Source organism: Trueperaceae bacterium (genome assembly GCA_036381595.1).
GTDB lineage: Bacteria > Deinococcota > Deinococci > Deinococcales > Trueperaceae > DASVCN01.
The window spans coordinates 1-26,644 of record DASVCN010000003.1 but is presented as its reverse complement, the minus strand read 5'-3'; the positions used below and the strand labels follow the sequence as shown (position 1 = coordinate 26,644).

Here is a 26,644-nt window from a genome sequence, read left to right as displayed (position 1 = left end):
CTCTACCGTCTGGGTGTGCTGGCTGGAGCCATGGCCAGCGGCTCGAGGCCACTCCTGTCGCCTGCCCAGGATGCACCGGCGCTGCCGCGGCTCGTCGTCAAGGACCGCTTCATGTGGGAGTTCGAGACCGCCCGCTTCTCGCCGCTCGAGATGCATCCACTCGACTTCGTGAGGGACAGGCTGCGTGAGCTTGACTCCACCCCGTTGATCAGGCTGCTCAAGGCCCGGCACGGTACCTCGGTGCGGACCGCCGGCCTGGTGGTGGGCAAGCAGAAGCCGCCCACGGCCAAGGGTCACGCCTTCTTCGTCCTCGAGGATGGGCCGAACCGCATCCAGCTGGTGATCTCGCCCGCCCTCTGGGAGGCGCGCCGCGAGGTCCTGCGGGACGCTGTGGCCCTGGTCGTCGACGGCACCATCGAGGGTCGGGGCGACATCAAGGTCACCCTCAAGGCCGAGGCGATCTATCCGCTCGCGGTGCCGGCGAAGAGCCGCGGCTATCACTTCGGATAGACATGGGCATGGGGGCGGCAGGCGCGCCGTGGGAGGGATCAGCCAAATCGTCTGCATGAGGGCGCGAGGTCGAGATAGCCCCGCGCCCGAAGTCGAATCGTGCCGATCGGGCCCCGCGCCCGAAGTCGAATCGTGCCGATCGGGCCACGAGCCCGGAGTCGGATCCTGCCGATCGGGCTACGCGCCCGAGGTCGAATCCTGCCATCCGGCCTACTTGCCCGGAATCTCCTTCGGCGGCATCTCTGCGACTTCCGGTTGCAGGTCGCCAAGGCCGCTGGGGCGGATATTCTGATTGGCCCTGAAGAGGTTGGCCGGGTCGTAATGGTCCTTGATCTGCACCAGGCGCCGGTAGTTGTCCCGATAGGTTGCCTCGATCCGCTGCTGACCCTCATCGTGCATCATGAAGTTCACGTAGGCCCCCGGTAACGAATAGGGGTGCAGCGCGTTCCAGTAACCCACCGCCCACTCCCTCAGCAGTTCGGCCTTCGCCGGGTCGGGGTCGACCCCCACGATGACCTCCGACCACTGGGCGTCGCGATAGCTGAATGCTGTGGCAGCCGGGGCGACGCGTCCGGCCGCGCCGTCGACCGGGTAGAGGTGCATGGTCGAGTGCATGGTCGGAAGCTGCATCCCATGCTGGACGTGCAGGTCGATCGCTTCGTCGGTCAGCTCGCTGACGAAATCGGCCTTCCAGTACCAGTGCAGACCCTTCGGATAGAGGGCGTCGAAGGCTCCCTGCAGCATCGGGTAGGGCATCTCCTGCAAGCCGTAGAGGACCGGTCCCATCTGCCGGATAGGCTCCAGGTCCTGCTCGGCACGCTCGGGGGGACCGGTGTAACACCACACCACCCCGCACATCGAACGCAGCTGCAACTCCTCGGGGAAAGGTGGCGCCGGCGGCACCACCAGGAAGGCGAAGAAGCCGTTCAGGTCATCCGGAGCGGCGGGGAGGAACTCCCGGTACCAGCGCATCACCTCCGACGCCCGATCGATATCCCATAGCGTCGGACCGGCGATCACGGTCGAGAGCGGGTGCAGGCGCAGGAGGAAGGAGGTCACGACACCGAAGTTGCCTCCGCCTCCGCGCAACGCCCAGAAGAGGTCGGCGTTCTCCGTTTCGCTGGCTGTTACCAGCCTGCCGTCGGCAAGTACGACGTCCGCCTCCAGCAGGTTGTCGATGGTGAGACCGAACTTTCGGGTCAGGTGGCCCATCCCGCCGCCAAGGGTGAGTCCGCCCACGCCGGTGGTGGAGATGATGCCGCTTGGCGTGGCGAGGCCGAAGGCGTGAGTGGCGTGGTCGACGTCGCCCCAGGTGCACCCGCCTTCGACCCTCACCGTTCGGGCTTGCGGATCGACCCGTATCCCCCTCATGGGCGACAGGTCGATGACCAACCCGTCGTCGCACACTCCCAGTCCACCGGCGTTGTGCCCACCACCGAGTATCGCCAGCGCCATCCCGGCGCTCCTGGCGAATTCGACGCAGGCGATGACGTCGGCGACGTCTGCGCAGCGGGCGATCGCCGCCGGCCGCCTGTCGATCATCCCGTTGTAGACCTTGCGAGCCTCGTCGTACCGCGGCTCCCCCGGCTCGATCAGCGTGCCCCTCAACCTCACGCTGAGCCCCTCCAAACCTACGGCTTCGGCTAGCACCTTGCACCTCCCGGCGCCTGAACGGCGTCCGCCCGCCCGCAACTCGCCTCATCGGTCGCCAGCGAGCTCTAGGCTCCTAGGGCAACTCCTCCGTCGGAGGCGGGTCGCCCTATCGTCTCGTTTCTCCTTTCCGAAGGGACATTAGTACCCGAACCGTTCGGCCGGCGTTCCATCGCGTTCGCCTCGCGAGTGGCCTATCGTGATCCGGTCAACTGCTTGCGCAGGGCCCGCAGCTCGGGCCCTGGTCCGAGGCCCGTGTCCCGTTCGAGCCTCGATCCGTACCTCTCGAGCAAACTCAGAGCAAGAGCGCGATCGCCGTTGTGGGAGTGGAGCTTGACGAGGGTCGCGACGGCCCGCTCGGACAACGGGTCGAGGTGTTGCCAACGGCGGGCATGCTCGATCGCTTCCGCCAGTTCGCCGGCCGCCTCCAACAGTTGGACGATGCGCTCTAGTGCGCCCAGGAAACGCTCCTGCAACCGTTCCCGCTCCTCCAGGACCCAGTCGTCGTAGTACTCCGGCAGAAGCTCTCCCTTGTACGTCGCCACCGCCTGGTGCAGGCGCTCGAGTCGCTCCTTCACGCTGCTTTCGCTGCTCGCCAGGTCGAGTTGCCTTTCGAAGAGCTGCACGTCGCACTCGACGGCCCCGGGTCGCACGCCCAGCCTGTGGTCCTCGGCCAGCATCAGCTGTTCTGTCTGTGGCAGCAGCCGGCGCAGCCTGTGAAGCTCCCGCCTGAGGTTGGTTTGCGCCTGACTCTCGTCTGAATCGGGCCAGAAGAGATAGGCCAGCCGCCGTCGCGGTTGCGGCGAGCCGCTCTTCAACAGCAGATAGGCCAGGAGCTTCTCGGGTCGTGAAGTGCCCAAGGCAGCTGTGGTGCCGCTGGGGTCAGAGAATTGGAACCCGCCCAACAGGCCGAACTCGAGCAGAGCCATGTGCTGCCGGCCCCCGATCCCCCACGCCGGATGGCTGGGCCTCGCTTGGTCGGCACATTATAGGGAGTGGAGGTGAACCGTGAGCGCGTTTCGCCCGAAGCCGGAGTTACCAGTCGGCTGCGGCGACGAACTCCTGACTGTTACCAGCGTGGCGGCTGCCCTCGGCGTCGCCGGCGGGCGGCCTTATCTCGACCACCTGCCGCACCTCGGGCGGGAGGTTCGCCGCATCCTTGACCCAGAGGACCGAACGGGAATCGAGGATGTCGCCCAGCTGCCTGTCGATCTCCACGACGTGCTCGGGAACCAATCGCAGCCCCAGAGTCCCGCCCCATACCAGGTAACCGGAATTGCGGCCGTCGGAGGCGCAGGCGACGTTGACATGGCAGGGGCCGCCCCCGTAGAAGTCCGACCAGCCCACCAGGTCGCCATGATCGAGCCCCAACTCCGAGGGTCGGAGCAGCGAGAGGCGTTTCCCGGTCCATCGGGGTCCGAGAAGCGTAACCGACATGAGGCCTATGCCCGGATCGAAAGCAGTCGGTTTTACGTGAAGGCAGACGGTCGTCATACCCTCGGCACCTCCCAGCCGTTGGAGTCGTGAACCTGCATCTTGTCGTCGGTTGGGCGTCCCGCTACAGCCGCTTTCCCTCGAGCTTCAGTGACCGGAAGTCTAGCACGGGTCGCCAAGCAGTCAACGCTCCGGCACCCCTATCAAGAGAATCGCGTCCCCACGCGCACTCGTATCTATGCTGCCGTCGCTGTCGCGATCTGGGCAGTGGGTATACAGGTACACAGCTGGCTTCGTGAGCGGTCCGCCTCGATCATCCCGGTCCCGTGAGCGCCCTGCCTGAGCGGATCCTTCGCTCCACTTCCTCCGCCAGTTCTGCCGGGGGCCGGGAGACGTCGAGGATCATGGCATCTGTCGGTTCTTCGAGCGCGCTGAACTGACTGTCGAGCATGTCCGGTTTCATGTAGTGCCCCACTCGGCTCCGGAGGCGGTCGAGGATCAGTTCGCGTGAACCCTTCAGGTAGACGAACGAGACCCGGTCACTGCCTCCGGTCAGGAGATCGCGGTACTCGCCCTTCAGGGCCGAGCAGGCGAGGACGATCGAGCGGCCGCGCGAGAGTCTGTCGGCCAGCAGTTCGGCCAGCGTCTGCAACCAGGGGCGCCGGTCGGCATCGTCCAGCGGGACGCCTCGGCGCATCTTCTCCACGTTGGTTTCGGAGTGGAACACATCCGCGTCGGCGAACTCCCACTCCAGCCGCCGGGCGAGGAGGCGTCCGACCGTGGACTTGCCGGAGCCGGAGACGCCCATGACGACTATCGCCCTCGCCGCTTCGTGGTTCGGCTCGCTGTGCGCTTCCTGACTCGTCTTCATGCTGACCATGTTCTAACAGAGGGGTCGAAAAACCAATCTTGACAGAAATTCTTCACATCCGTAGAGTTGCAGGTGCAAGCCAATTTTCAGCAACGTGGCTCGAGTCGGCGATCGGTAGGCCGCACCTGAGCTGGAAGAGGTAAGGAGGAGACGCATGAGAAGAACGTTCACCGCACTACTCGTGGCCCTGATGCTGGCCGGGGTGGCTTCTGCCCAGGAGTTCGACTGGCGCCAGTTCGAAGGGGAAGAGATCCGGTTCATGATGAACCAGCACCCCTTCACCGACTTCATCGAGCCGCTTGTACCGGAGTTCGAGGAACTCACCGGCATCGACGTCACGCTGGAGTCGTACCCCGAGGACCAGTTCCGCCAGCGCCGCCTCCTCGAAGTGGCCAGCGGGGCCCCGACCCTCGATGGTTACATGATCATGCCCGGCCAGGTCGGAGCGCAGTACCTTGGGGCCGGCTGGGTACGGCACATCGACGACTTCGTCGAGAACGATTCGCTGACCATGCCCGATCTCGACCTGCAGGACTTCTTCGCCGGCGCGCTCAGTACGTTCCAGAGCGAAGAGGGCCTCTACGGCCTGCCGCTGCAGATCGAGTCGAGCCTGCTCTTCTATCGGGAGGACCTGTTCGAGGAAGCCGGGCTCGATGGCCCGCCCGAGACCCTCGAGGAGCTCGCCGAGTACGCTGCTGCGCTAGATAGCGACGAGGTAGCCGGGTTCGCGATGCGGGGTCGCGGCGCAGCCGCCACCAGCCAGATCGTCAACCTGCTCTACTCTTTCGGCGGCGAGTGGCTCAACGAGGATGGCAGCTCTGCCCTGGCCAGCGAGGAGAGCGTGGCGGCCCTTGAGTACTACGCCGACCTGCTCCGCAACTACGGCCCTCCCGGACCCACCAACCTGCACTGGAACGAGGTCATGAGCCTCTACGCGCAGGGTGAGGTGGCGATGGTCTTCGACGCCAACGTCTTCCGTTCGATAGTGGAAGACCCCGAGCAGGCGATCGACGTGGTCCGTGAGAACACCAGATACGCTCCCCTCCCCGCCGGTCCCGATGGCAGCGTGCCCGCGGTGCTCGTCTGGGGCCTCTCCATCAATCATGCCTCCGACAGCCCCGAGGCTGCCTGGTACTTCATCCAGTGGGCCCTCTCGAAGGAGAACCAGGTCAAGGCCCTCCTCGCGGGAGTGCCCGCCGCACGCGAGTCGGCCTGGGAGAACGAAGAGTTCCAGGCGACAGCGCCGGAATCGTGGATCGAGGCGTCCCGCGAGTCGTTCAACCGCGGCCAGCCGAACTGGAACCCGCCGGTGGTACCGGTCGCCGAGGTTCGCGACGCCTACGGTCAGGCGATCGTGGCAGCGCTCCAGGGCGAGCCGGTGGAACCTGCGCTGGAACGCGCCGCTGAGGAGATGGATCAGATCGTAGCCCGCACCAACTGAAGGTCCGAGGCCCTCTGACCCAGGTCAGGTCCTGCCCGAGCATCGGGCAGGACCTGCCTACCTCGGGCCCAGCCGGTCCGAACGTCCTCTATCTGAGTAATGGAACCGACCCATTGAATCCCGCTTTCGCCAGCCGTTCCACATATATGGTTTCTCCATGAAGCGTGCCAGCGACTTCTTCGACCGCTACGCGCAATGGCTCTTCCCGCTGCCGGCTCTCCTCGCCATCGCTGTCCTGATCGTGGGGCCGGTGCTGGCCAACTTCTACATCTCGCTGCACAACTGGTTCATCGGCCTGCCCCCGACGTTCGTGGGCCTCGACAACTTCCAGGAGGCCCTTGCCGACCGGCGCTTCTGGAACGGCGTCAGGAACACCTTCTATTTCACGCTGCTGGCCGTGCCCATCCAGCTGGTGCTGGGCCTGGGGATCGCGGTGCTGTTCAACCGGGAGTTCCCCGGCAAAGGGCTAGTGCGCACCATCATCCTCCTGCCCATGGTCGCCACCCCGGTGGCGATAGCTCTGATCTGGGCGCTGATGTTCAACCCCAGTCTGGGCGTGCTCAACTACTTCCTCGAGTCGCTGGGCCTGCCCCGCTCGCTCTGGGTCGCCAACGCCGACCTGGTCATCCCCTCGCTGGTGATGGTCGACGTCTGGGAGTGGACGCCCATGATCGCGCTCATCCTGCTCGCGGCGCTGCAGGGGATCCCCGGCGAGTATTACGAGGCGGCGCGGATCGACGGGGCGACGGGCATCCAGGCGTTCCTCCACATCACGTTGCCCTCCATCCGATCGGCCATAGTGGTGGCCCTGATCCTCCGCACGGTCGACGCCCTCAAGACCTTCGACATCATCTACGTGATCACCGGGGGCGGCCCGGGCATCGCGTCCGAGACCCTCAACGTCTTCGCGTTCAAGACGGGCTTCCAGTTCTTCAGGGCCGGTTACTCTGCCTCGCTCCTCATCTTCCTGATGTTCCTGGTGCTGGGCGTGGCCATCCTGCTCAACCTGGCCAGGAGGGGTGGCAAGTGACCCCGGAGCGGCGGGAACTCCTGAAGCGAACCGGCATCTTCCTGCTCATGGCGCTGGTCCTGATCGTCATGCTCTTCCCCTTCTACTGGATGATCCTCACCAGCCTGCGCAATCAGGTCGACAACACCAGCCCGGTGCCGGTCTGGTTCTTCCAGCCCACGTTCGAGAACTACCGCAACGTCATCCGAGAGAACGACTTCCTCACCTACACCTGGAACTCGTTCGTGATAGCCGCCCTCTCCACCGGCTTCGGACTGGTACTGGGCCTGCCGGCCGCCTACTCGATCGCCCGCTTCAAGCAGAACGGACTGGCGCTAGGCATCCTCATCGCCCGGCTCACGCCCTACATCACCTACCTGGTGCCCTGGTACCTCGCCTTCCGGGCGCTCGGATGGATCGACACCTACCTCGCTCTCACGCTCACCCACCTGATCGTCGGCATGCCGCTGATCATCTGGATCATGATCTCCTTCTTCGAGGAGGTACCGATCGAACTAGAGGAGGCTGCCTACGTGGATGGCGCCAGCCGTCTTGGCACCTTCTTCCGCGTGGTGCTGCCGCTCTCTGCCCCCGGCACGGTGGCGGCGGCGATCCTCGCCTTCATCTTCTCCTGGAACCAGTTCCTCTTCAGCCTGGTGCTCTCGGGCCCGAGGACCCAGCCGGTGCCGGTGGCGGTGTTCAACTTCATCAGCTACGGGCAGATAGACTTCGGCGGCCTCGGGGCCGCTGCCGTGCTCATCACCCTGCCGGTCGTGCTCCTCACCCTCGTCATCCAGCGCTGGATCGTCACCGGCCTGACGATGGGAGCGGTGAAGGGATGACCTCGCCCGCGGCCGAGCCCCCACAGATCCTGCGCAAGCTCGAGAGCGCCCGCTCGGCCGTCGGTCCCGCCCGTCAGAAGGTCATAGACTTCGTCCTCCGGCACCCCGAGGACGTGATCTTCCTCTCGATCACCGAACTCGCCCAGCAGGCACTGGTGAGTGAGGCGACGATCGTGCGCCTCTTCCAGGAGATGCACTACCGCGGCTACCAGGACTTCAAGATCAGGCTCTCCCGTGAGCTCAGCGGTGATCACCAGCAGCTCGATCACAACATCGACGAGGGAGACCGGCCCTCGCAGGTCCTCCGCTCGCTCGTCAACCTGTCGGTGGATACGCTCCGCTCGACAGTCCAGATCGTCGATGAGAACGCCCTGGCTGCGGTCGTCGACGCGCTCGCCCAGGCGAAGCGCATCGAGTTCTTGGGGGTGGGCGGCTCCGGCGCCGTCGCTCAAGACGCCTATCACAAGTTCCTCCGCTTGGGGATCCCGGTGAACGCGGTCAGCGACGGCCACAACGCGGCCCAGGTTTGCGCGGTGCTGGTACCCGGAGACGTCGCCGTCTTCGTATCGCACTCCGGTTCGACCAAGGACATTCTGGAGGCAGCGCAACTGGCGAAGGAGGCCGGGGCGACGGTGGTGGCTGTTACCCGGTACGGCCGTTCGCCCCTGACCCGTATCGCCGACCTGAGCCTACATACCCTCTCGGCCGAAACCCGCTACCGCAGCGAGGCGATCAGCTCACGGATCGCCCAGCTCGTGCTGATCGACACCCTGATGCTCTCGCTCTACCTGAGGAAGCTGCCCGATTCGCAGCTCAACCTCTCCCGAGCGCGCGGCGCCCTGGCCAGCAAGAGGCTCTAGGCCTCGGGAACGAGCAGCAGCTTCGTTCCCCGCTTCGATTCGAAGTCGTCGAACGCCTGGCGCCATCCGTCCAATGGGTAGGCGCAGCTGATCACCGCCTCGGTGTCCACGGCTCCGCGACCCAGCAGCTCGAGCGCACGCAGCCACGACTCGGGCGTACTTGCGTTGCTGCCGGTCATCGTCAGTTCTCGGTAGCAGAGCTGGTCGAGATCCAGCGCCACCGCCCTGCCGAAGAGGCCGACCTGCAGGTAGTGAGCGCGCCTCCGAGCCAGGGTGAGCAGCTGACTCGCTGCCGCACCCGCCCCGGAGCACTCGATGACGACGTCGGCGCCGTGGCCTTCAGGCGTGATCAGGGCGAGGAGCTCGGCTGGATCCTCATCCGGAACGACCAACGTGTGCGCCGCGCCCAACTTCCGGGCGAGCGCCAGCCGCCCCTCGTCGCTGGAGGTCCCCAGGGTGACGACGGTCGCACCGGCCGATACCGCCACCTGCACGGCCAGCAGCCCTATGGCACCCGGTCCAGCCACGACCACGACATCCCCCGGCCGGATCACCTGGCTGCCGAGCAGCGCATGGGTGACGCAGGCGAGCGGTTCGGTGAGCGCTCCGGCGCGGTCGCTCACGCCTTCGGGCAGCCGGTGGACATTGGCAGCGGGCGTGACCAGGTAGCGGGTGAAGCCGCCGTTGACAGCCGAGCCGATCGAGCGGCGCCGCGGGCACAGGTTCGTGTGGCCCGCCCGGCAGTAGCGGCAGCGGCCGCAGGTGGAGAAGTACGTTTCGGTCGTGACCCGCCAGCCCCGCTCGACACCTTCCACCCCCTCGCCGAGTTCCACGATGCGGCCCGCCACCTCGTGACCCAGCACGACCGGCGGTTCGCTTCGGAACTCGTCGTGGAAGATGTGCAGATCGGTACCGCAGATGCCGGCGGCTCTCACCTCGAGCAGGACCTGGCCCGGTCCAGGATGCGGCACGTCCAGTTCGCGCAACTCGACGTTACCCACCCCGGGGGCGACCTTCATCACGGCTTTCATCTCGACCTCTTCTCGGGCAGGCCCGAATTCGCCAGCTGGTATGGACGCCCGGGAACCGCGGCTCGCCAGGCGTACGACGGGCGAATCTGCCGGCCGCCCGTTCGCTGGAATCAGCCTATCCCGTCTGCGACTTCTCCGAGCGATCGGGCGTACAGGCGACGGGAGACCAAGCGAAAGAACCGTGCGGCTTCGCCGTCACGGTTGCATTCGTTGGAGTTGTTGGCCTTTCGGCTGGCGCCGAGAGGACCGAGACTGCCCCTCAGATGCAAAAGGATCCGGTCGCGCTCACGCCGAATCCTCTGCCTGCTCGGTGCTGCTCGGGCGTCTCCGTACCCCGCTGCCCCCCCGGACCATCAGGATAATCGTAAGCGGGCTTCCGCTCAAAGATGCCTGGTACTCGGGGGATAGATACAAATGATTCTGGAACCGGTTTCAGGTGCGCCTTTCGCCATCCTCGGCAGCAGGAGCGCTCTCGACCTCACTGGGTGAACTGTAGTTGCGCCTGAGCCAGCGGCTGAGGCCATCGAGTCCAGGGAAGAGGGTGCGCTCGGTGATGTTCGCCTGGTCGAGCTTGTCGCGAACCTCCCACTTGATCTGGGCCGGAACGATGATCTTGCGCCATAGCCCGGGATGGCGACGCAGCCACTCCTCGGGTCCGCAGCGGGCATCACCGTACACCGAGAAGAGGGCGTACTGGTTGACGATTCGGGGATCTACCGCGGGTGGTTCGAAGAAGAGCATCACCGGATCGGGAGCGAGTGAGTCGAAGTCGGCAAGCGTCGGTGCGAGTTCAGCCAGCGTGTCGGCGGTGAACACGGCCGAGCCCTCCCGCTCGAGGAAGCTCACCACCTGGTCGGGAAGCAGCCGGTGCACCTCGTTGTAGTCGACCGCCCAGACCTCTCCGTCCTCGTCCATGAGGTGCAGGTAAGCCGTCACGAAGTGGAGCGCGACGAAAGGCGAGAAGGTCCAGTCGATGAGCCGGGTAGGCAGTCCGTGGTGCTGACCCATCGCCAGCCAGTGCCAGGCGGTGTCGTGCAACACCGCGTCGCGGTGGGCGTACTTCCGGAAGTTGCGCAACAGGTGGGGCTCGAGCCGGTGGTACGGCCCCTTCAGCGTCATCAGCGAGGTATCGAGCCCCTCCCCGGCGACCGCCTCGCCATGGAAGGCATAGGGCGAGCGGTGCCTGGAGATCTGCGGGTTCCAGGCGTCGCGGAAGAGCAACTCCTGCAGGTGTATCCAGTCCTTGGCCCGCACCACCTCGGGTTCGTGCCGGTCCGCCGCCTCGTCGGTCATGGCCGACATCGTAACTCCATGAGGTCCCAGGTCGGGCAGCGGCCTACCACCGCTGCCGAGCTCACCCTCCTACCGGTTCGCCCCCGTTCGGGTGAAGCGTCTGGCCGCTCACATAGCTGCTGTCCGACGAGGCGAGGAAGACGTAGCAGGGAGCGACCTCCTCGGGCTGGCCCGGGCGGCCCAACGGCTGGTCGGTCCCGAACTTCTCCACCTTCTCGGCCGAGAACGACGCGGGGATGAGCGGGGTCCAGATGGGACCCGGAGCCACAGCATTCACCCGGATGCCCTTCTTGGCGAGGTTCATCGCCAGCGCGCGGGTGAAGGCGAGGATAGCGCCCTTCGTGGACGAGTAGTCGATGAGCGTCGGGTTGCCGCGGTAGGCGGTCACCGAGGTCGTGTTGATGATCGACGAGCCTTCGGCGAGGTGCTTGAGCGCCGCCTTGGTGATGTGGAACATGGAGAGGACGTTGGTGCGGAAGGTTCGCTCCAGCTGATCGGCGCTGATGTCTTCGATGCTCTCCTGCGGGTACTGGACCGCCGCGTTGTTCACCACGATGTCGAGCCTGCCCAGTTCGTCGACCGTCTGTTCCACCGCGCCTTTGCAGAACGACTCGTCCTGGATGTCGCCGGGGATGAGTAGGCAACGCTGCCCCTCCTGCTCGACCTGTCGTTCGGTCTCCTCGGCGTCCTGGTGCTCGTCGAGGTAGACGATCGCCACGTCGGCACCCTCCTTGGCGAAGTAGACGGCCACGGCCCGGCCGATGCCGCTGTCGCCGCCGGTGATCAGCGCGACCTTCCCTTCGAGCTTGCCGGCCGCCCGGTACTCCGGGGCCTCGAACTGAGGCCGTGGCCTCATCTGACTCTCCGAGCCGGGTTGATCCTGCTGGTGCTGCGCCGGCACCTGCCGCGGCCGCCGCTCTTCGCTCTCTCGTTCCTGCCTGCGTCTGTCGTTAGCCATGTCGCCCCCCAAGTTCTAGATCGAGAGAAGCGTACGGTTCCGTGGACAAGTTCGGCTGTCGGGCACGGCACGGTTCTCGCACCGCTGTCGCCACTCCAAGGGGCGGAAAGCGTGGGCTGTCGGTCGCCGTACGGTCGGCCGGGCGAGCCGCCCTTATCGTTGCGAGCGGGGCGGTTCGGGAGTTCCATCCGGACCGTCGGGGGGATGGGTCATGTCCAATGGGAAGAAGGCCGACGGCCGACTGTCGGAGCGCATCCGCGAGCTGGCGAGGGAGGCGTTCGGCTACGACGGCTTGAGGCCGGGTCAGGAGAAGGCCATCAGAGCGGTGGTGGAGGGGCGCGACGCCCTGGTGGTGATGCCTACCGGTTCGGGAAAGTCGGCCATCTACCAGGTCGCCGGGCTGATGGTGGAGGGGAAGACCGTGGTCGTATCGCCTCTGCTCGCCTTGCAGCGAGATCAGGTGGAGGCGTTGACGGAGTACGGGGCCGAAGGGGGAGAGGCCGAAGCGCTCAACTCGACGCTCGGCCGTGAGGAGCGCAGGGATCTGCTCGAGCGGGCGGCCACCGGGAAGGTCGAGTTCCTCTTCCTCGCCCCCGAGCAGTTCTCGAGCGGGGACACCCTCGAGCGGCTGCGCGAGTCGCCGCCTTCGCTCTTCGTCATCGACGAAGCACACTGCGTGACCGAGTGGGGCCACGACTTCCGCCCCGACTACCTGCAGCTGAAGGCGGTGATCGAGTCGTTGGGCGAGCCGCGGATCCTGGCGCTCACCGCCACTGCCGCGGCGCCGGTTCGCGAGGAGATCGTGGAGCGGCTGGGCATGAAGGAGCCGGAGATCATCGTGCACGGCTTCGACCGGCCCAACCTCGAGCTGAGCGTGGAGCGCATGGGTGGGAACAAGGAGAAGCTCGAGCGGCTGCTGGAACTCCTACCCGACCTGGGCCGCCCGGGCATCGTCTACGTCGCGACCAGGCAACACGCCGACGAATTGGCCGAGAGGCTCGAGGAGGCCGGCTACCGCGCTGCCGCCTACCACGCGGGTCGTGACAAGACGGATCGGGAGCGTGTCCAGTCGGCGTTCATGGACGACGAACTGGAGGTGATCGTCGCCACCACCGCCTTCGGTATGGGGGTAGACAAGCCGCACGTGGCCTTCGTCATCCATTACGACATCACCGGTTCCCTCGATGCCTACTACCAGCAGATAGGCCGAGCCGGACGGGATGGGACCCCGGCAGCCGCCATCCTCCTCTACCAACCCGATGACGTGCGCCTCCAGCGATTCCTCAACAGCGGCACCGCGATAGACGCGAGCACGCACGAGAGGATCGCGGTGCTGGTGGAGAGCGCCGGCGGACCGGTCGATGCGGCCGAGTTGAGGGAGGCAACCGGACTCTCCGTCACCAGACTGCAGACCGTTCTCAACCACCTCGAGGAGGTCGGAGCGCTCGAGGTCGATGGGGACGGGACCGTCACGGCCGTCGACGGCGGTCCCTCTGCTACCGAGGCTGCCGAAGCGGCCCAGCGGCTGCAGGACCGGCACAAGGCTTTCGAGAAGTCGCGGGTAGAGATGATGCGCTCCTACGCGGAAACCGAGGGCTGCCGCCGTGCCTACCTCCTCTCCTACTTCGGCGAGAGTTACGATCCGCCCTGCGGGAACTGCGACCGCTGCGAGGCGGGGCAGGTCGCCGAGGGGCATGAGGATGGGCCGTATCCGATAGGCAGCCAGGTGATGCACGAGAGCTTCGGTGACGGCCAGGTCGTCCGTTACGAGGAGGGCAAGGTCGTGGTGCTGTTCGACGAGATCGGTTATCAGACCCTGGCGCTGGACATCGTCAGGGAGCGCGGAATCCTTCGCGGGCGCGAGGCCGGGGCCGGGGCGGCCGAAGGCCGCTGAGGGTAGAACTGAACCACCTCACAGTTTGGCTTCCCGAACACTCCCTACCCTGAGAGAGTGAGTTCACAGCTCAGGAAGGGGGCAAGGATGACAACTTTCAGTCGAATTCGCGATCTGCTCCTGGTGTTGATTCTGGTTGCGGCCGGTGCGGCGCTCGCCCAGGAGGACGTCAGCACGGTAGGCGGCGAGGAGTTCGTCGCGGTCGGTGGGATCGAGGTCACCGGGACCGAACCGATCGACGCCGAGACAGAAGAGGTGGACGTGGCCGTGGAGACGGGAGCGATCGTCTTCACCGCGGAAACGCCAGGCGAACAACACCCGAACGTGGATCTGGTGGGCCCGGACGACTACTTCCAGCACCTGGAGGTCAGCGACGAAGACGAGCAGGTCGTTGACGGCTTGCTGCCGGGCGTCTACTCGGTGGCGGCCACCGACGATGGCCTTCAGCTCGCCCACACTCTCGTGGAGGTGACCCCGGGCCAGGCGACCCTCGTTAACATCGCATTGAACGATGCCGCGGCGCAGATCGATGCGGAGGCGCTGGCCGCGGGAGATCGCTTCGTCTACCCTGACGAAGCGTTCGAGGTCGGCGAGCCTGAGGTGTTCGAGAACGATGAGTTCGGGGCGGTCGCGGTGGAAACCGACAACGATGATGCCACCTTCGTGATCACCGGTCCTGACGGTTACTCCGAGGAGTTCGAAGGCACCTTCACTGCCGAGGACCTGCTGCCCGGCCTCTACGTCATCGCCGGCACCGACGACGGCTCCGGCATAGCCACGTCGAAGTTCCGCGTTGACGTCGCCACGGCGACCCGGCTCGTACCGGTGTTCGACGTGTTCGCTCAGACCGAGGTGGTGGAGCGGGACGTCGCCGGCGGCGGCGAAGCGGCGGAGGAGTCGGCCGTCGAACAGGCCGGCGATGAGCCGGTCGACGAGGAACCTGCCGCTGACGAAGCGGCTGAGGACGATCCCATCGAGATCGACGTGGAAGACGAAGGTGATTCCCAGCAGCAGTGACCGGGCGACCGGCGGCATTTTTGGAAGGACGACCGAGGGGCGGCCGCGTGCCGCCCCTTCCTCATGGACGCTCACACGCCGAGGGGGGCCGTGGATGTGAGGAGTAGCAGAATCAGCTTACAGAGGCTGGGACCATCGCGGCCTAGCCTTTCCTCGGAAGAAAATTCACTATTCGAGGGGGGATAGATGAAATCGATAAAGAGAACAGTTACCTGGCTTCTGGTGACGGCGTTGCTCGGATTCGGCATCGCAGTCGCTCAGGACCAGGAGCAACCGGCACAGGAGCAGCCTGCGCAGGAGCAACCCGCGCAGGAGCAACCCGCACAGCAGCCTGACCAGGAGCAGCCGGCTCAGGAACCGGCGCAGGAGCAGCCGGCTGAGGAGCCGGTCGAGGAGGCCGCAGGCGGAGGCGCCGCTGAGCAGCCCGAGACCCGGACGATAGAGATCCAGGGCGAGGAAGTCGCCCCGCTCGGCGAGATCCAGGTAGCCGAGTCGCAGCCTTACGAAGAGGCGCAGGCCCAGACGATCGAGGTCGAAGTCCTCACGGGCGCCATCTCTCTCGACATAGCCACCCCCGACGATCAGTCGGCGAACGTGGACATCGTCGGTCCGAACGGTTACTACCAGCGCGTGGAGGTAGACGCCGCCGATGACGAGCCTACGGTCGTCGATGGTCTCCTGCCCGGCGTCTACTCGATCGCCGCGACCGACGACAACCTCCAGGTCGCCCACACGCTGGTCGAGGTCAAGTCGGGCGAGATCGTTGGCGTCCAGGCCACTCTCGAGGAGCTGGCCGCGTTCGACGAGGGCGCATTCGAGCCGGCCGAAGCCAACGCCTACCCGGACAATGCCTTCCAGGCACAGGAAGAGGCGACCATCGAGGACGCCGAGTTCGGTGAGGTGACGGTCCAGACGGAGAACGAGGATACGCGCTTCGTCGTCACCGGCCCCAACAACTATTCTCAGGAGTTCACGGGTACCTTCACCGCCAGTGATCTTGCGCCTGGGGTCTACGTGATAGCCGGGACGCTCGAGACGGGCTACGAGGTCGAGGGAGCTCTGACCGGTGCTCAGATCGCCACCTCGGCGGTCGAGGTGAACGTCTCCCAGGCCGTCACGTTCGTGCCGGTCTACGACGTCGTCGGAGCCGAGACCCAGGAGGTAGACGCCGAGGTCGAGGAGGTCGAGGATGTAGCCGGCGGTGGCGAGGCGCAGGAGCAGCCCGCCGAGGAGCAGCCCGCCGAGGAGGAAGCGCCCGCCGAGGAGGAGCCTGCCGTAGAGCAGCCTGCTGAAGAGCAGCCTGCTGAAGAGCAGCCTGCCGAGGAGGAAGCGCCTGCAGAGGAGCAGGCTCCCGCCGACGAGCCTGCCAACGGGCAGCAGTAATCAGCCGAGGAGGCGGTACGACCGCCTCCGCCCGAAAGTCCGGGAGCGGGGGGCGAGCCCAGTGTTCGCCCCCCGTCCTGGTTCAGCGCATCGGATCAGAGTGCCGGCGACGGGCGTTCCTGGCCGCGGTTGGTAGACTTCCTGGGTGACGCCCGATCTCCACCCGATGCAAGGGCTAGCTGCGGTCAACACCATCCCGTGGATCTTCGATCCGGTCCTCATCGGCACCTTGCTGACCGCAGCCGTGGCGTACTGGCTGCTGGCGGGGCCGCTGCGAACCCGTGTGCCCGACAGCGCCAAACCGTCGAGGCTCCAGGTCGCGCTCTTCGCCAGCGGCCTCGTCGTCACCTTCCTGGCCGAGGCGTCGCCACTTCACGACCTCTCGGAGCGGTACCTGTTCAGCGCCCACATGGCGCAGCACCTGCTCCTCTCCTACGTGGTCGCACCGCTGCTGATCGCCGGCACCCCGGTCTGGATGGTGCGGCCGCTGGCCCGCCACGAGATATTCGGGCCTCTGCTCTACACGATCACCAGACCCGTCGTCGCCTTCACCGCCTTCACCCTCGGCTTCAGTCTCTGGCACCTTCCGATGGTCTACGGGCCGGCGCTGGTGAACCCGTTCATCCACCACTTCCAGCACGTCATCTTCCTGATCCTTGCCCTCATGGTCTGGTGGCCGGTGATGAGCAGGGTTCCGGAACTGCCGAGGGCAGGCTACGGGACGCAGATAATCTACCTGGCGGCGCTGCCGCTGGGTCAGCTGTTCGTGGGAGCCATCCTCACCTTCGCTCAGCAACCCTTCTACCCGACCTACTCCGAAGCCGCGAGGATCGCGCCGATCTCGGTATTGGGCGATCAGCAGCTGGGTGGAGTGATCATGAAGATAGCCAGCTTCGTGGCCTTCGGTATCCCGGTGATAGTTCTCTTCCTGCGCTGGTTCGCCGACGACAACAGGGCCGGCAAGAGAACCCTCGAGGGACGGCAGTCGGGAGACGTCGCCCACCAGGGCGCCGGCGGGAGTTCCGGCAGCTGAGGCCGAAGTGCCTGGGCCGGCTGAGCAGCCACGGGTCTTTCGACTGCACCCTGTGTACCGAGGGTTTCCTAGCCCGCCCTGCTTTCGAACCGTTTCCTGAACTCGGCAGCCCTTCCGGGTGCCACGTTCGCCACGACGCTGTCCCCCGATAGAAGGCGAGTATTACCGTGCGGGAAGTGGGTGCTACCGCGCCGGCGGATCGCCACGATCACGCACCACGGCGGAAGTCCGGCCTCACGCAGGGTCTTGCCGGCGAGGGGGCTGTCGCTCGGTATGCGTAGTTCGACGATCTCCTGACCGGTTAGGTCTCTTAGGCGACGCCGTTCCCCAGCATGCTCGACCGATCTCTCCCGTTGGACTGCCCGGTAGTAGGCGCGAGCAACATCGCCTTGCCGGACCATCCCTAACAGTGTCATCCGGTCCCGCGAGTCCACCACTGGCAAACGGTTGTGACCGTGCTCGGCCATCCGTTCCAGCGCCTCGCTGATCGGGTCGTCGGCCTGAGCCACCTGGACAGCTCGGGTCCCGATCTTGACGAGCGGAGTAGTGTCCTCGAGTCCTGCCTGGCGTGCTTTCTCCAGATCTCCGCGACTCACTACGCCCATGACTTTCCTGCCGCCGCCCGGTTCGAGGAGAACGAAAGCCTCTCCGCCGCCCGTTGCCATCAACTCCTCCGCTTCAGCGAGTGAGGCGCTGGCAGGCATCGCCGGGGCCTCGTCCACCATGACCTCTCTGACCTGCACCGTCTGCAGGAGGTCGAAGGCGCGGTGACGCTGTAGGCTCAGGCCGCGTCGCGACAACATCACGTGATAGATCGACTCCGACTGGATCAGTTCGGACACCAGCATCGAAACTACCGTGGCCAGAAGGAGCGGAAGGATCAGCTGGTAATCCCCGGACATCTCGAAGACGAGCAGAATGGTGCTCATCGGAGCCCTCTCGGCAGCGGAGAAGACCGCCGACATACCGACCAGCGCGAAGGCGCCCGGTTCGAGCTCGAGCCCGGGGAACTGGCCGGCGGCGACTGTACCGAACGCTCCCCCGAATGACGCACCGATCATCAGCAGTGGCGCGAACACGCCGCCCGGAAGCCAGGCAGCGAGAGCGACGCTGGTGGCGAGGGTCTTGGCGATCACTATCGCCAGCAGGAGCCCGATGCCGGTAGCTTCGCCTCTCAGGATGGACCCGGTCACCTCGTAGCCGCGCCCCAGGATCTGCGGCACCAGCAGGCCCAACAGGCCGACGGCCAGGCCGCCGCTCAGCGGCCGCAGCCAGGGACGAACTCTCAGCCTATCGAAGAGGTCGTCCGAAGCGGCCATCGCCTTGACCAATCCGACCCCCACGAATCCGGCGAGCACCGACAGGGCCAGGTAGAGGGGCAGCTCCCAGGGGCTACCCAGTGTGTAGTTCCTGACCGAGAAGGCCGGATCGGGACCCAGGAATCGCCTCGATACCACCGAGGCGGTGACGGAGCCGATGACGACCGACGCGACGTAGCGGCTACCGAACTGACCGAGGATGACCTCGAGGGCGAAGAGCATACCTGCGATCGGGGCATTGAAGGTCGCGGATATGCCGCCGGCGGCAGCGACGGCCAGCAGGTTGCGTCGCCGCGAGTCGTTCAAGCGCATGAAACCGCCGGTCGCCGATGCGATGGCAGCCGTCAGCTGGACCACGGGACCCTCTGTGCCTAGCGGAGCTCCCGTCCCGATCGCAATGGCCGACGCGACCGGCCGCCAGAAGACAATCCTCTTGGCCAGCCTGCCACCGAGGTTGGAGACGGCGAACATCACGTTGGGAACGCCCGAGCCACGGACATCAGGAGCCCAGTACAGGACTATCGGCGTGACGAGCAGCGCCCCGATCGCCGGGATCAGCAGGGCGGTGACCGTTCCCAGTACCGTGCCCTCGGCGGTTACCAGGTTCCGGATCCACACTTCGGAGAAGTGCACGACCCGGTCGAAGCCCACGGCCGCGAGCCCGGCCAACAGTCCTATGAGGATGGCCGACGCGATGAGAGACGTCGTTTCGCGAGACTCGCGGATGTTGAAACGGCGTATCAGTCGCTCGGTCAGCAGTCGGCGTCGGCGGCGCAGGCGTCTATGGGCCATGGTTCAGGGGCAATGTTACTGCACGACCATGTTCGGCCCGCGGGCACTATCTAGCGCCGCGGCGGGCCCAATCCCCTTCGGGAGGTCCTACCGTTTCGCAGCCAACTCCTCGAGTTGAGCGACATACCCCTCGAGCTGACCGAACGCCCGTTCGATAGGAGCGGCGGTGGTCATGTCCACCCCAGCTGCTCGGAGGGCGTCGACGGGTGGCACCGAACTGCCGGCCCGCAGGAAGGTGAGATAGCGCTCGACGGCGCCGGGCCGGCCGGAACGGACATCCTCGGCCAGAGCGGCCGCCGCCGCGATCCCCGCGGCGTACTGGAAGGTGTAGAAGGGCACGTACAGGTGGCCGAACTGCGCCCAGGTGATGCCGGTGCGCTCGCTCGTGGCGATCTCGTCGCCGTAACCCTCCTGGAAGAGCCCCTGCATGATCTCGCCTAGGCGGTTGGCGGTGAGGCCCTCTCCCCGCTCGACCGCCTCGTGAACCGCGAGCTCGAAACGAACCAGCGTGGGCATGATGAAGAAGTAGCGGTGGAAGTTGTAGAACGCTTCGTCGAGGACCGCCAGCCGCGAGTCTTCGTCGCTGAGCTGCTCGAGCAGGTAGCCGCGCACCAGCGCCTGATTGAAGTTCGAAGCCGTCTCGGCCATCATCATCGAGTAGTTGGCGTAGGGGAGGGGCTGAGCCTCGCCCAGCAGCACCCCGTGGACCGCGTGACCGAGCTCATGAGCCAGGGTCGAGACGCTCTCGAGGTCGTCGTGGTAGCTCATCATGATGAACGGCTGCGACTCGTAGGCGCGAGCGGCGAAAGCGCCGTCGCGCTTGCCCCGGTTCGGGTAGACGTCGGTCCAGCGCTCTTCCAGCAAGCCGCGGCGCATCGGCTCGACGTACTCCTCGCCCAGCGGCTTCATCCCCTCGACTATCCAGTCGATCGCCTGCCGGTAGGGAACGGTTGGCGGGTTCGGGGAGAGGGGAGCGAAGATGTCCCACTCCTCGTGGCGATCCACGCCCAGGATCTTGCGTCGCGCCGCCCAGTAACGGTGCCAAACGCCGATGTTCTTGCGGAACGTCTCCACCACCGCATCGAGTACCGCCCGCGGGACCTCGCGCGGTTCGAGCTGCTCCTCGACCGTGCTCTCGTAACCGCGCACCCGCGACCAGAAGACGCTCTGCTTGACCCGGCCCAGGTACAGATCGGTGAAGGTGTTCCGATAGGAGAGGAAGCCGTCGCTGTAGGAGGCGTACGCCTTGCGGCGCAGTTCGCGGTCGGTGGACATGCGCAGCCGCGGGTAGCTGCTGCGGCCCACCTCGTACACCTGTCCTTTGTTCGGGCCATCTTCGGTCGTCACCGGCGCGAACTCGATCTCACCGTTGGCGAGGCTGTTGTAGGCGCGCTCGATGGCGCCGAAGGGGTCGTTGAGTCGGCCGAGGATGTCTTCGACCTCCTGTGAACGCACGTGTGCGCGGTTCTTCTCGAGCTTCTCGAAGTAGCGCTCGAGGTAGCCGAGGCGCTGCTCCTGGCGCATGAACTCCTGCAGCCTGTCGTGCCCGATCTCGAGCAGTTCGGGCTGGACGAAGGCGACGGCCGTGCTCCAACGCACCGCCAGGCCCTGGAACCGACCCGCCCGCCCGCGCGCCTCCTGGTTCCCCTGATCGACCGAAACCGGCAGGTTCGCGTATAGTCCCAGCTTCTGGATCCGGGCAACCATCCGCCAGTACTCGTCCATGAAGTCGGCCAACGTCGCGGAGCTCTCTCCCAGCCGGCCCCGGTAGCTGCGCAGCTTCTCGATGTCCCGTTCGGCGATCTCGAACTCGTCGCGGTAGGCCTGTTCGTCGGGATAGAGGCTCTCTATGTTCCAGGTGAATCGGGGATCGAGTTGGTCTCGGGTGGGAAGGGTAGTGGTAGCCATGCGGGACATGATAAGGGCAGTTTGGGCGGGCTCCCCTTTTGTATCCACCTCCGGTCCGGAACCCCTGATCGGCGCCAGGCTGACGACCTGAACCTTCAGTAGGGTGTCAGGCCCGCCATCGCTTCCAGCACCGCGGCATCCTTCGCCTTCGCTTCCAGCATCAGGTCGAAGCGGTCGTCGCCGCCCACTTCCTCCATGATCCGCAGGGTAGTAATGAGATCGTCCGGCGCGATGTAGTCGGCGTGGGCGGTGATTCCCGCGGCCCTCGGGGAAGAAAGGTGGAACTTGGGGGTCATCCCCCGCCAGGTCGCCACCACCCGTTCCACCAGTTCCGGGAGTCCGCGCCGCCAATCGTCGACGGGACGGAGGCAACGGTGGTGGAAGAAGTCGAAGACCACCGGGCAACGGATGACGCCGGCCAGTCCGATGACGGCTTCGGCGTCGAAGGTGGTGTCGTCGTTCTCCAGCACCAGCCGCGACCGGGCGCGCTCGGAGAGCCTCTCGAAGTTGACCGCGAACCTCTCCAGCGCCGCCTCGCGGTCGCCGTACGCTCCGCCCACGTGAAGGGTCATGGTGCCATCCTCGGGAGCGACCAGCGACAGGAACCGCGCGTGGTACTCGAGCTCGACGATGGAGTTCGCGACGACCCGATCGCTAGGCGAGTTGAGGACCGTGTACTGTCCGGGGTGCATGCTCAGCCGCAGCCGGTGCTTCGCCGCGTAACGTCTTATCCCTTCCAGCTCCCGTTCGAAGCGCGCCGACCAATCGAGGGTGAAGCCGGGGTGCGACGCGAAGGGGATGACGCTCGAGCCGATCCTGAAGCAGAGGATGTCGTGTCGCACGTTCCACTCGAGGATCGCCCGCAGGTCCTGGAGGTTCTTCTCGGCTACCTCGGCCACTCGCTGCTCCGAGAGGTTGGCGAGGCGTAGGGTACGACCCGTGGTTAGGCCCGTGGCCAGGTTCTGGCCGACGTAGCCCAGGCTGCGGAGCTTCACTGCAGCAGGCTAGACGCCTCGACCCGTCTCGACAGCGGGGCAGAGCCAAACCGGGACGACTCTCAGGTCGGGAGGGGGCGCAGTTGGGCCATCGGGCCGCCCTGCCGCGAGCGCAACCAGGCGACGACGCCTCCCGCCGCGCGGAGTTGCTGCTCGTACGGTGAAGGCCGAGATACCGAGAAGACGCTCCCGCCGACCCGCACCGATCCGCCGTCGGGATCGACCACGACCTGCGCTTCGGGTGTCGCCAGGTCGTAGAACTCGTCCTCGGTGATCCTGAGCAGGAGCAGGCCCTCGTCTCGAGCGCCCATCGCGTATAGGGGAGCGAAGCTCCTGACGATGACAGCAGCCACACCGGCCAACTGGAGCGCCCGCACAGACGACGCCCTGTTGCTGCCCACGCCGAAGTTCTCGTCGGCGACGATCACGGCGCCCGCCAGGTTCCGTTCCGCGGAGGAAGGGTCGAGATGGTGGAAGAGCAGGCGTCGAACGACGCCCGGATCGGGATCGCTGGAGGTGCCGACGCCGGGCACGGCGGAGGGGGTGATGTCATCGGTCGTGATCGTGCCGAGGAGCCTCACTACGTTCCCCGATCGCGGCCATACGACTACGGGCCGCGCCCCACTCGGACGTTCCACCTGCCCACCCTGCCGGGCGCCGATGCTTCCGCGGAGTGCCGCTTCGCCTGCGGTTCGTCCCGAGGCGAGGTGGATCTGTGCCCTCGGCGAGCCCATCCTCCCCAAGGAGTTGCGGTTGCCGGTGACTACTGCAACCTCATCGTCGGCGAGGCGTCCCACGCCGAAACCGAAGCAGGGTCCACAGCCGGGCGGCAGGAGGGTTACACCGGCCGCTTCGAGTCGCGCGAGGATCCCCTCGCGCCGCAAGCGCGCCTCGGTCTCCAGCGACGCCGGGGCGACGATGGTGGGCACAGCGACGCGCGCGCCCCCCAGCGCTTCGGCGAAATCGCGGACCTCCTCGTAGGTGCCGCCGGCGCACGTGCCCACGAAGACCCTGTCCACCCTGGTGTGACCGAACTCGGAGAGCGAGATGACGTCGGCGGGCTGTCCGCTGCGCGCGAGGGATGGCCGCGCCGCGCTCAAGTCGAGGAGCAGGTCGGCTTGCCCGCTTTCCGCCTCGCCATGCAGAGGGAAGGTGCAGGTTACGGCAACGGCCTCCGGAGTCGCGTTGGCGAGGACAGCCCTCTGTGATTCGCTCAGTCCCACCAGGCCCGGGCCGCTGAATTCCAGCGCCATGCCGGTGGCGAGGCGTGGCACCTGGCCACCGCCTCGAAGCAGGTCGAGAAGGGTGAGCGAAGCGTCACGGACGCTTACCCCTGCCGGCAGTCGGCCCTCGACCCTGACCAGCAGGGATTCCGGTACCCGGAGCACGAGCTTGCCGGTGTGAACGGCGACGGCGATGGTCGTCGGTTGCGCGGCGAAAGCCGTCACCCCGTAGGCAGCTAGCGTAGGCGTGTGCGAATCGTTGCCCAGAACGAGCATGCCGGGCCGAAGAAGGCCGCTCCCCGGCAGGACGTGGTGCTGTATTCCCTGGCCGCTGATCAGCGTGGCGCCGAAGCGGCTCACGAACCACTCCTCCGTCTCGCGCAGACGCTTCACGCGCGCCTTCTCCTCACCCCGGTAGTGCTCCTCGGACAGGGTGTGGTCGCGCACCAGTACGATCGGGACGGCCGAGCGCTCGCAGCCGAGCGATTCCAGCGGCGCCCGCAGGGCCGGAGTGGTCCAGTCGTCGGTGACGATCAGGTCGACGGGGAGCTCCACCTCCTCGCCGGCCGTCGCGCCCAGGAGCCGCTCGATCCGCGTCATGCGAAGTTGTCGGCCTCGAAGCAGTAGCGAGGTCGTGAGAATAGGCGAGCCAGCTCCACGACCCGCGGGCGCACCCGCAGCGGTTCCTCCCTGCCCGTCAACACGGCATGGATGAGGAGCGCCAGTTGTCGCATCTCTGCCTCGCGCATACCCAGGCGCGTCACCTCCGGAGTACCGAGCCTCAAGCCCTTCGCCCTCAGAGACGGGATGAGGTTCACGTTGGCTATCAGCTGCGCCGCATGGAGCGAGTCGACCGCCTCGTCGGGTGTTCTGAGCCCTTCGACGTCGAGCCACACCTGGTGCGACTCTGTGACCCTCTCGCCGCCCTGCACGGGAAGGCCCAGGCGCTTGAGCTCGCTTCCTAGCGCGTGGGCGTTGGCGATCGTCTGTCGGGCGTAGGCCGAGCCGAAGATCTGCGCCTCGGCGAGAGTAACCGCAAGGGCGGCAACGTGGTGCAGGTGGAAGTTGGATACGTGCCCAGGGAAGATGGTCGCCTCGACCCGGTTCATCAGGTCCTCGCGGTTGCTGAGGATGACCCCCTTCTGAGGTCCCGGGAGCGACTTGTGGGTACTGCCGGAGAGGATGTCCGCCCCCTCCCTCAAGGGATCCTGGAACTCACCGCCGGCGATCAGGCCGAGGACCTGAGAGGCGTCGTAGACGATGACGGCGTCCGGGCCTGCGAGCTGCCTCAGTTCGCGCAGCGGGTGAGGGAAGAGGACCATCGAAGCGTCGAGGTAGATGACATCGGGTGGCGCTGCGGCGAAGGCTTCCGCGCAACCTGCCAGGTCGACCGTCGCGTTGGCGCCGTCGTACGGCAGCAGGTACCGGTTCTGAGTGATCCGCTCTGCCACGCTCCTGGCGGCGAAGTGGCCGCCGTCCTCCATCGCGAGGTGGTAGAAGTTGTCGCCGGGTTCAACGACGGCGTGGATGACGATGTTCGTGCAGTTCTCGCCGGAGAGTGGACGCACGTTCGCGAACATCGCCCCGAACACCTCGCAGGCCAGGTCGACGGCGCACGCCTCGATCTCCGCCAGGTGCCTGCCACCCACGTAGCGCCACTGCGGGTTCTGGAACAGGTAGCGGTGCGAGAGGTCGCTCTCCAGCACGCGCCGCGCGGTTGGGCTCAGGAGATTCTCCGTGGGTACGAGACCGACGCACTCCGCGCGATATGCCTCGTGGCGCTTCACCGCTTCGAGGACCTTCATGACGGCAGGTGCCGGCGAGACGAGCGGTTCCTGGAGTTGTGGCATCGGTTCTCCTCAGTAGTTGCGATGTGACTTTCGAAGCGAAAGCAGTTGTGGCCCGAGATGGGCTGGCGACAAAAGTATCATAAGTTCGAGGAAGGGGTGCAAGGGTTGCGCTTCGATGGCGCGATGGTCAGCCTTCGTTGGTGCAAGCGTCGGCCTTCGGTTCGCCGCTCGACCCGTGCCGTCGTTCGTTGACTAGCTGCCGGCGACGGCGGTATTCTTCTTGCCTGCATGGGCGGTTAGCTCAGCGGGAGAGCACTCGCTTCACACGCGAGGGGTCACTGGTTCAATCCCAGTACCGCCCACCAGAGGAATAGCCTAAGGGACGGTGTTCTTGAACCGTCCCATTATTTAGACGAGAGTTACCCGTCGTCACTACAGCTTGTGTACAGCTTGGCTATCGGCGAGAGGCGGCCCCGGCCTCTACTGAAACATAAGCGCTTATAGGCAATGCCACCGAAGGTGCGAATGGGCCCGTGGCTCGCTTCGGGGACGCGGAGGAGTTGTTGGATTCACTGGCGTCCCCGTCTCTAGTTTTGGCTGTTCGCTCTTCAAGCACATGGGAAAGAACTAATTTGGCTACCGCACTCGACTGGCTGCCTTTTTTGAAGTAGTAAGCGATGACTGACCCGAGAAGGCCGAGTGGAGTGGACGCTCGAGCAGTTGCTCAAGCGAGAAGAGGTGTCGCTCTACAGACTGCACCAGGAAATTCAGGACTGGGTGCCGAAGAGCAGCCTTTATCGCTACTACGGTCGCCAGCCCAAACAGGTACCGCTTGAGCTTGTAGGGCTCATTCTTTGGGGGTTGGAGCGCATAAGCGGAAAGCAGTTCCAGGTTGGCGACGTCATTCAGTATCGCCGTAGGTCCCCCGAAAATTGCCCCGGCTTATAACGCCCACTGTCGGAAGGCTCCGCGGTGCTAATCGAGGCCCAAGTGGAAAGCCCCCACACCCGGGGGTAGCCGCGGTGGCAGGTACTGCGGGATGGCTCTTGACATCATTCGTGAAGAGGGCGCCTGCAATGCTAGATCCTCTAACTTACATTCCTAGGGGCCCCGGGTAAAAGCGACGTCACCCACCTAAACCAGTTCAGCCAATGTTGCGGTCATCTCTAAAGTGGAAAGCGTAGCCTACAGCGTGCCGCCTGCGCTAGTCGGTCAGACCGTTCAGGTACGCCTGGCCGAGAACGGGGCCTGGGAGGCGTTCGAGGTAGTCCACGGCGGCAAGGTCGTGGCTCGGCATCGGATTGCCGGGCGCGGCGAGCGGCGGGTGACCCAGGGTGAGCACGAACGTGAACTGCAGCGGCTGAACCGCCGCCGGCGCCAACTCAAACCGA

22 protein-coding genes and 1 tRNA gene are annotated in these 26,644 nt (G+C 65.8%); 11 read left to right on the top strand and 12 right to left on the bottom strand.

What is annotated here, in order from left to right; translation table 11 throughout:
• A partial coding sequence (locus tag VF168_00790; protein HEX7002709.1) for an OB-fold nucleic acid binding domain-containing protein occupies nucleotides 1–510 on the top strand: 510 nt, incomplete at its 5' end.
• Nucleotides 511–720: 210 nt separating this feature from the next.
• Here VF168_00790 and VF168_00785 read toward each other — a convergent pair.
• The 4 genes from VF168_00785 to VF168_00770 form a co-directional block, all read right to left on the bottom strand.
• Nucleotides 721–2,160 carry an FAD-binding oxidoreductase gene (locus VF168_00785; protein ID HEX7002708.1) on the bottom strand — a complete coding sequence of 480 codons (1,440 nt, stop codon included), beginning with the start codon at nucleotides 2,158–2,160 and terminating at the stop codon, nucleotides 721–723.
• 194 nt (nucleotides 2,161–2,354) lie between these two features.
• Nucleotides 2,355–3,089 (bottom strand): bacterial transcriptional activator domain-containing protein, encoded by a 735-nt coding sequence (locus VF168_00780; GenBank protein ID HEX7002707.1) that lies wholly within the window; start codon nucleotides 3,087–3,089, stop codon nucleotides 2,355–2,357.
• A gap of 106 nt (nucleotides 3,090–3,195) precedes the next feature.
• Nucleotides 3,196–3,597 (bottom strand): hypothetical protein, encoded by a 402-nt coding sequence (locus VF168_00775; protein HEX7002706.1) that lies wholly within the window; start codon nucleotides 3,595–3,597, stop codon nucleotides 3,196–3,198.
• A 310-nt stretch (nucleotides 3,598–3,907) separates the two neighbouring features.
• Nucleotides 3,908–4,465: a gluconokinase gene (locus VF168_00770; protein ID HEX7002705.1), complete on the bottom strand. Its 558-nt coding sequence runs from the start codon at nucleotides 4,463–4,465 to the stop codon at nucleotides 3,908–3,910.
• A gap of 154 nt (nucleotides 4,466–4,619) precedes the next feature.
• Here VF168_00770 and VF168_00765 point away from each other — a divergent pair, with 154 nt between their 5' ends.
• The 4 genes from VF168_00765 (at nucleotide 4,620) to VF168_00750 (ending at nucleotide 8,617) form a co-directional block, all read left to right on the top strand.
• Nucleotides 4,620–5,906 (top strand): sugar ABC transporter substrate-binding protein, encoded by a 1,287-nt coding sequence (locus VF168_00765; protein ID HEX7002704.1) that lies wholly within the window; start codon nucleotides 4,620–4,622, stop codon nucleotides 5,904–5,906.
• A gap of 157 nt (nucleotides 5,907–6,063) precedes the next feature.
• The gene (locus tag VF168_00760; protein ID HEX7002703.1) at nucleotides 6,064–6,936 is read left to right on the top strand and encodes a sugar ABC transporter permease; all 873 of its coding nucleotides are present in this window, start codon (nucleotides 6,064–6,066) and stop codon (nucleotides 6,934–6,936) included.
• On the top strand, nucleotides 6,933–7,757 hold the full coding sequence (locus tag VF168_00755) for a carbohydrate ABC transporter permease (GenBank protein HEX7002702.1): 825 nt from the start codon (nucleotides 6,933–6,935) through the stop codon (nucleotides 7,755–7,757). The genes VF168_00760 and VF168_00755 overlap by 4 nt, the downstream gene beginning before the upstream one ends.
• Nucleotides 7,754–8,617 (top strand): MurR/RpiR family transcriptional regulator, encoded by an 864-nt coding sequence (locus VF168_00750; GenBank protein HEX7002701.1) that lies wholly within the window; start codon nucleotides 7,754–7,756, stop codon nucleotides 8,615–8,617. The genes VF168_00755 and VF168_00750 overlap by 4 nt, the downstream gene beginning before the upstream one ends.
• Here VF168_00750 and VF168_00745 read toward each other — a convergent pair.
• The 3 genes from VF168_00745 to VF168_00735 form a co-directional block, all read right to left on the bottom strand.
• Nucleotides 8,614–9,648: a zinc-binding dehydrogenase gene (locus VF168_00745; GenBank protein ID HEX7002700.1), complete on the bottom strand. Its 1,035-nt coding sequence runs from the start codon at nucleotides 9,646–9,648 to the stop codon at nucleotides 8,614–8,616. The genes VF168_00750 and VF168_00745 overlap by 4 nt on opposite strands.
• Nucleotides 9,649–10,080: 432 nt before the next feature.
• Nucleotides 10,081–10,950, bottom strand: coding sequence for an FRG domain-containing protein (locus VF168_00740; GenBank protein HEX7002699.1), 870 nt, complete (start codon nucleotides 10,948–10,950; stop codon nucleotides 10,081–10,083).
• Between the two features lie 52 nt (nucleotides 10,951–11,002).
• Nucleotides 11,003–11,899: an SDR family oxidoreductase gene (locus VF168_00735; protein HEX7002698.1), complete on the bottom strand. Its 897-nt coding sequence runs from the start codon at nucleotides 11,897–11,899 to the stop codon at nucleotides 11,003–11,005.
• Between the two features lie 211 nt (nucleotides 11,900–12,110).
• On the opposite strand from VF168_00735, the gene VF168_00730 reads away from it, so the two are divergent.
• The 4 genes from VF168_00730 (at nucleotide 12,111) to VF168_00715 (ending at nucleotide 17,226) form a co-directional block, all read left to right on the top strand.
• Nucleotides 12,111–13,793, top strand: coding sequence for an ATP-dependent DNA helicase RecQ (locus VF168_00730; protein ID HEX7002697.1), 1,683 nt, complete (start codon nucleotides 12,111–12,113; stop codon nucleotides 13,791–13,793).
• Nucleotides 13,794–13,880: 87 nt separating this feature from the next.
• Complete coding sequence (locus VF168_00725) at nucleotides 13,881–14,810, top strand: hypothetical protein (protein HEX7002696.1); 930 nt, start codon at nucleotides 13,881–13,883, stop codon at nucleotides 14,808–14,810.
• Nucleotides 14,811–14,996: 186 nt separating this feature from the next.
• Nucleotides 14,997–16,193, top strand: coding sequence for a hypothetical protein (locus VF168_00720; protein ID HEX7002695.1), 1,197 nt, complete (start codon nucleotides 14,997–14,999; stop codon nucleotides 16,191–16,193).
• A 145-nt stretch (nucleotides 16,194–16,338) separates the two neighbouring features.
• Nucleotides 16,339–17,226 carry a cytochrome c oxidase assembly protein gene (locus VF168_00715; protein HEX7002694.1) on the top strand — a complete coding sequence of 296 codons (888 nt, stop codon included), beginning with the start codon at nucleotides 16,339–16,341 and terminating at the stop codon, nucleotides 17,224–17,226.
• Between the two features lie 68 nt (nucleotides 17,227–17,294).
• Here the strand turns inward: VF168_00715 and VF168_00710 are convergent, their stop codons facing one another.
• The 5 genes from VF168_00710 to VF168_00690 all read right to left on the bottom strand — a co-directional run bounded on the left by VF168_00710 (nucleotide 17,295) and on the right by VF168_00690 (nucleotide 25,313).
• Nucleotides 17,295–19,337: a chloride channel protein gene (locus VF168_00710; protein ID HEX7002693.1), complete on the bottom strand. Its 2,043-nt coding sequence runs from the start codon at nucleotides 19,335–19,337 to the stop codon at nucleotides 17,295–17,297.
• Nucleotides 19,338–19,424: 87 nt separating this feature from the next.
• A complete protein-coding gene (gene pepF / locus VF168_00705) occupies nucleotides 19,425–21,245 on the bottom strand; it encodes an oligoendopeptidase F (GenBank protein ID HEX7002692.1) in 1,821 nt (606 codons plus the stop codon).
• 95 nt (nucleotides 21,246–21,340) lie between these two features.
• Nucleotides 21,341–22,240 carry a UV DNA damage repair endonuclease UvsE gene (uvsE, locus tag VF168_00700; GenBank protein ID HEX7002691.1) on the bottom strand — a complete coding sequence of 300 codons (900 nt, stop codon included), beginning with the start codon at nucleotides 22,238–22,240 and terminating at the stop codon, nucleotides 21,341–21,343.
• 62 nt (nucleotides 22,241–22,302) lie between these two features.
• Nucleotides 22,303–24,063: an aconitase family protein gene (locus VF168_00695; protein ID HEX7002690.1), complete on the bottom strand. Its 1,761-nt coding sequence runs from the start codon at nucleotides 24,061–24,063 to the stop codon at nucleotides 22,303–22,305.
• Nucleotides 24,060–25,313: a hypothetical protein gene (locus VF168_00690; protein ID HEX7002689.1), complete on the bottom strand. Its 1,254-nt coding sequence runs from the start codon at nucleotides 25,311–25,313 to the stop codon at nucleotides 24,060–24,062. The genes VF168_00695 and VF168_00690 overlap by 4 nt, the downstream gene beginning before the upstream one ends.
• A 230-nt stretch (nucleotides 25,314–25,543) precedes the next feature.
• Here VF168_00690 and VF168_00685 point away from each other — a divergent pair.
• Nucleotides 25,544–25,618: transfer RNA gene (locus tag VF168_00685), tRNA-Val, on the top strand.
• Between the two features lie 827 nt (nucleotides 25,619–26,445).
• A partial coding sequence (locus tag VF168_00680; protein ID HEX7002688.1) for a hypothetical protein occupies nucleotides 26,446–26,644 on the top strand: 199 nt, incomplete at its 3' end.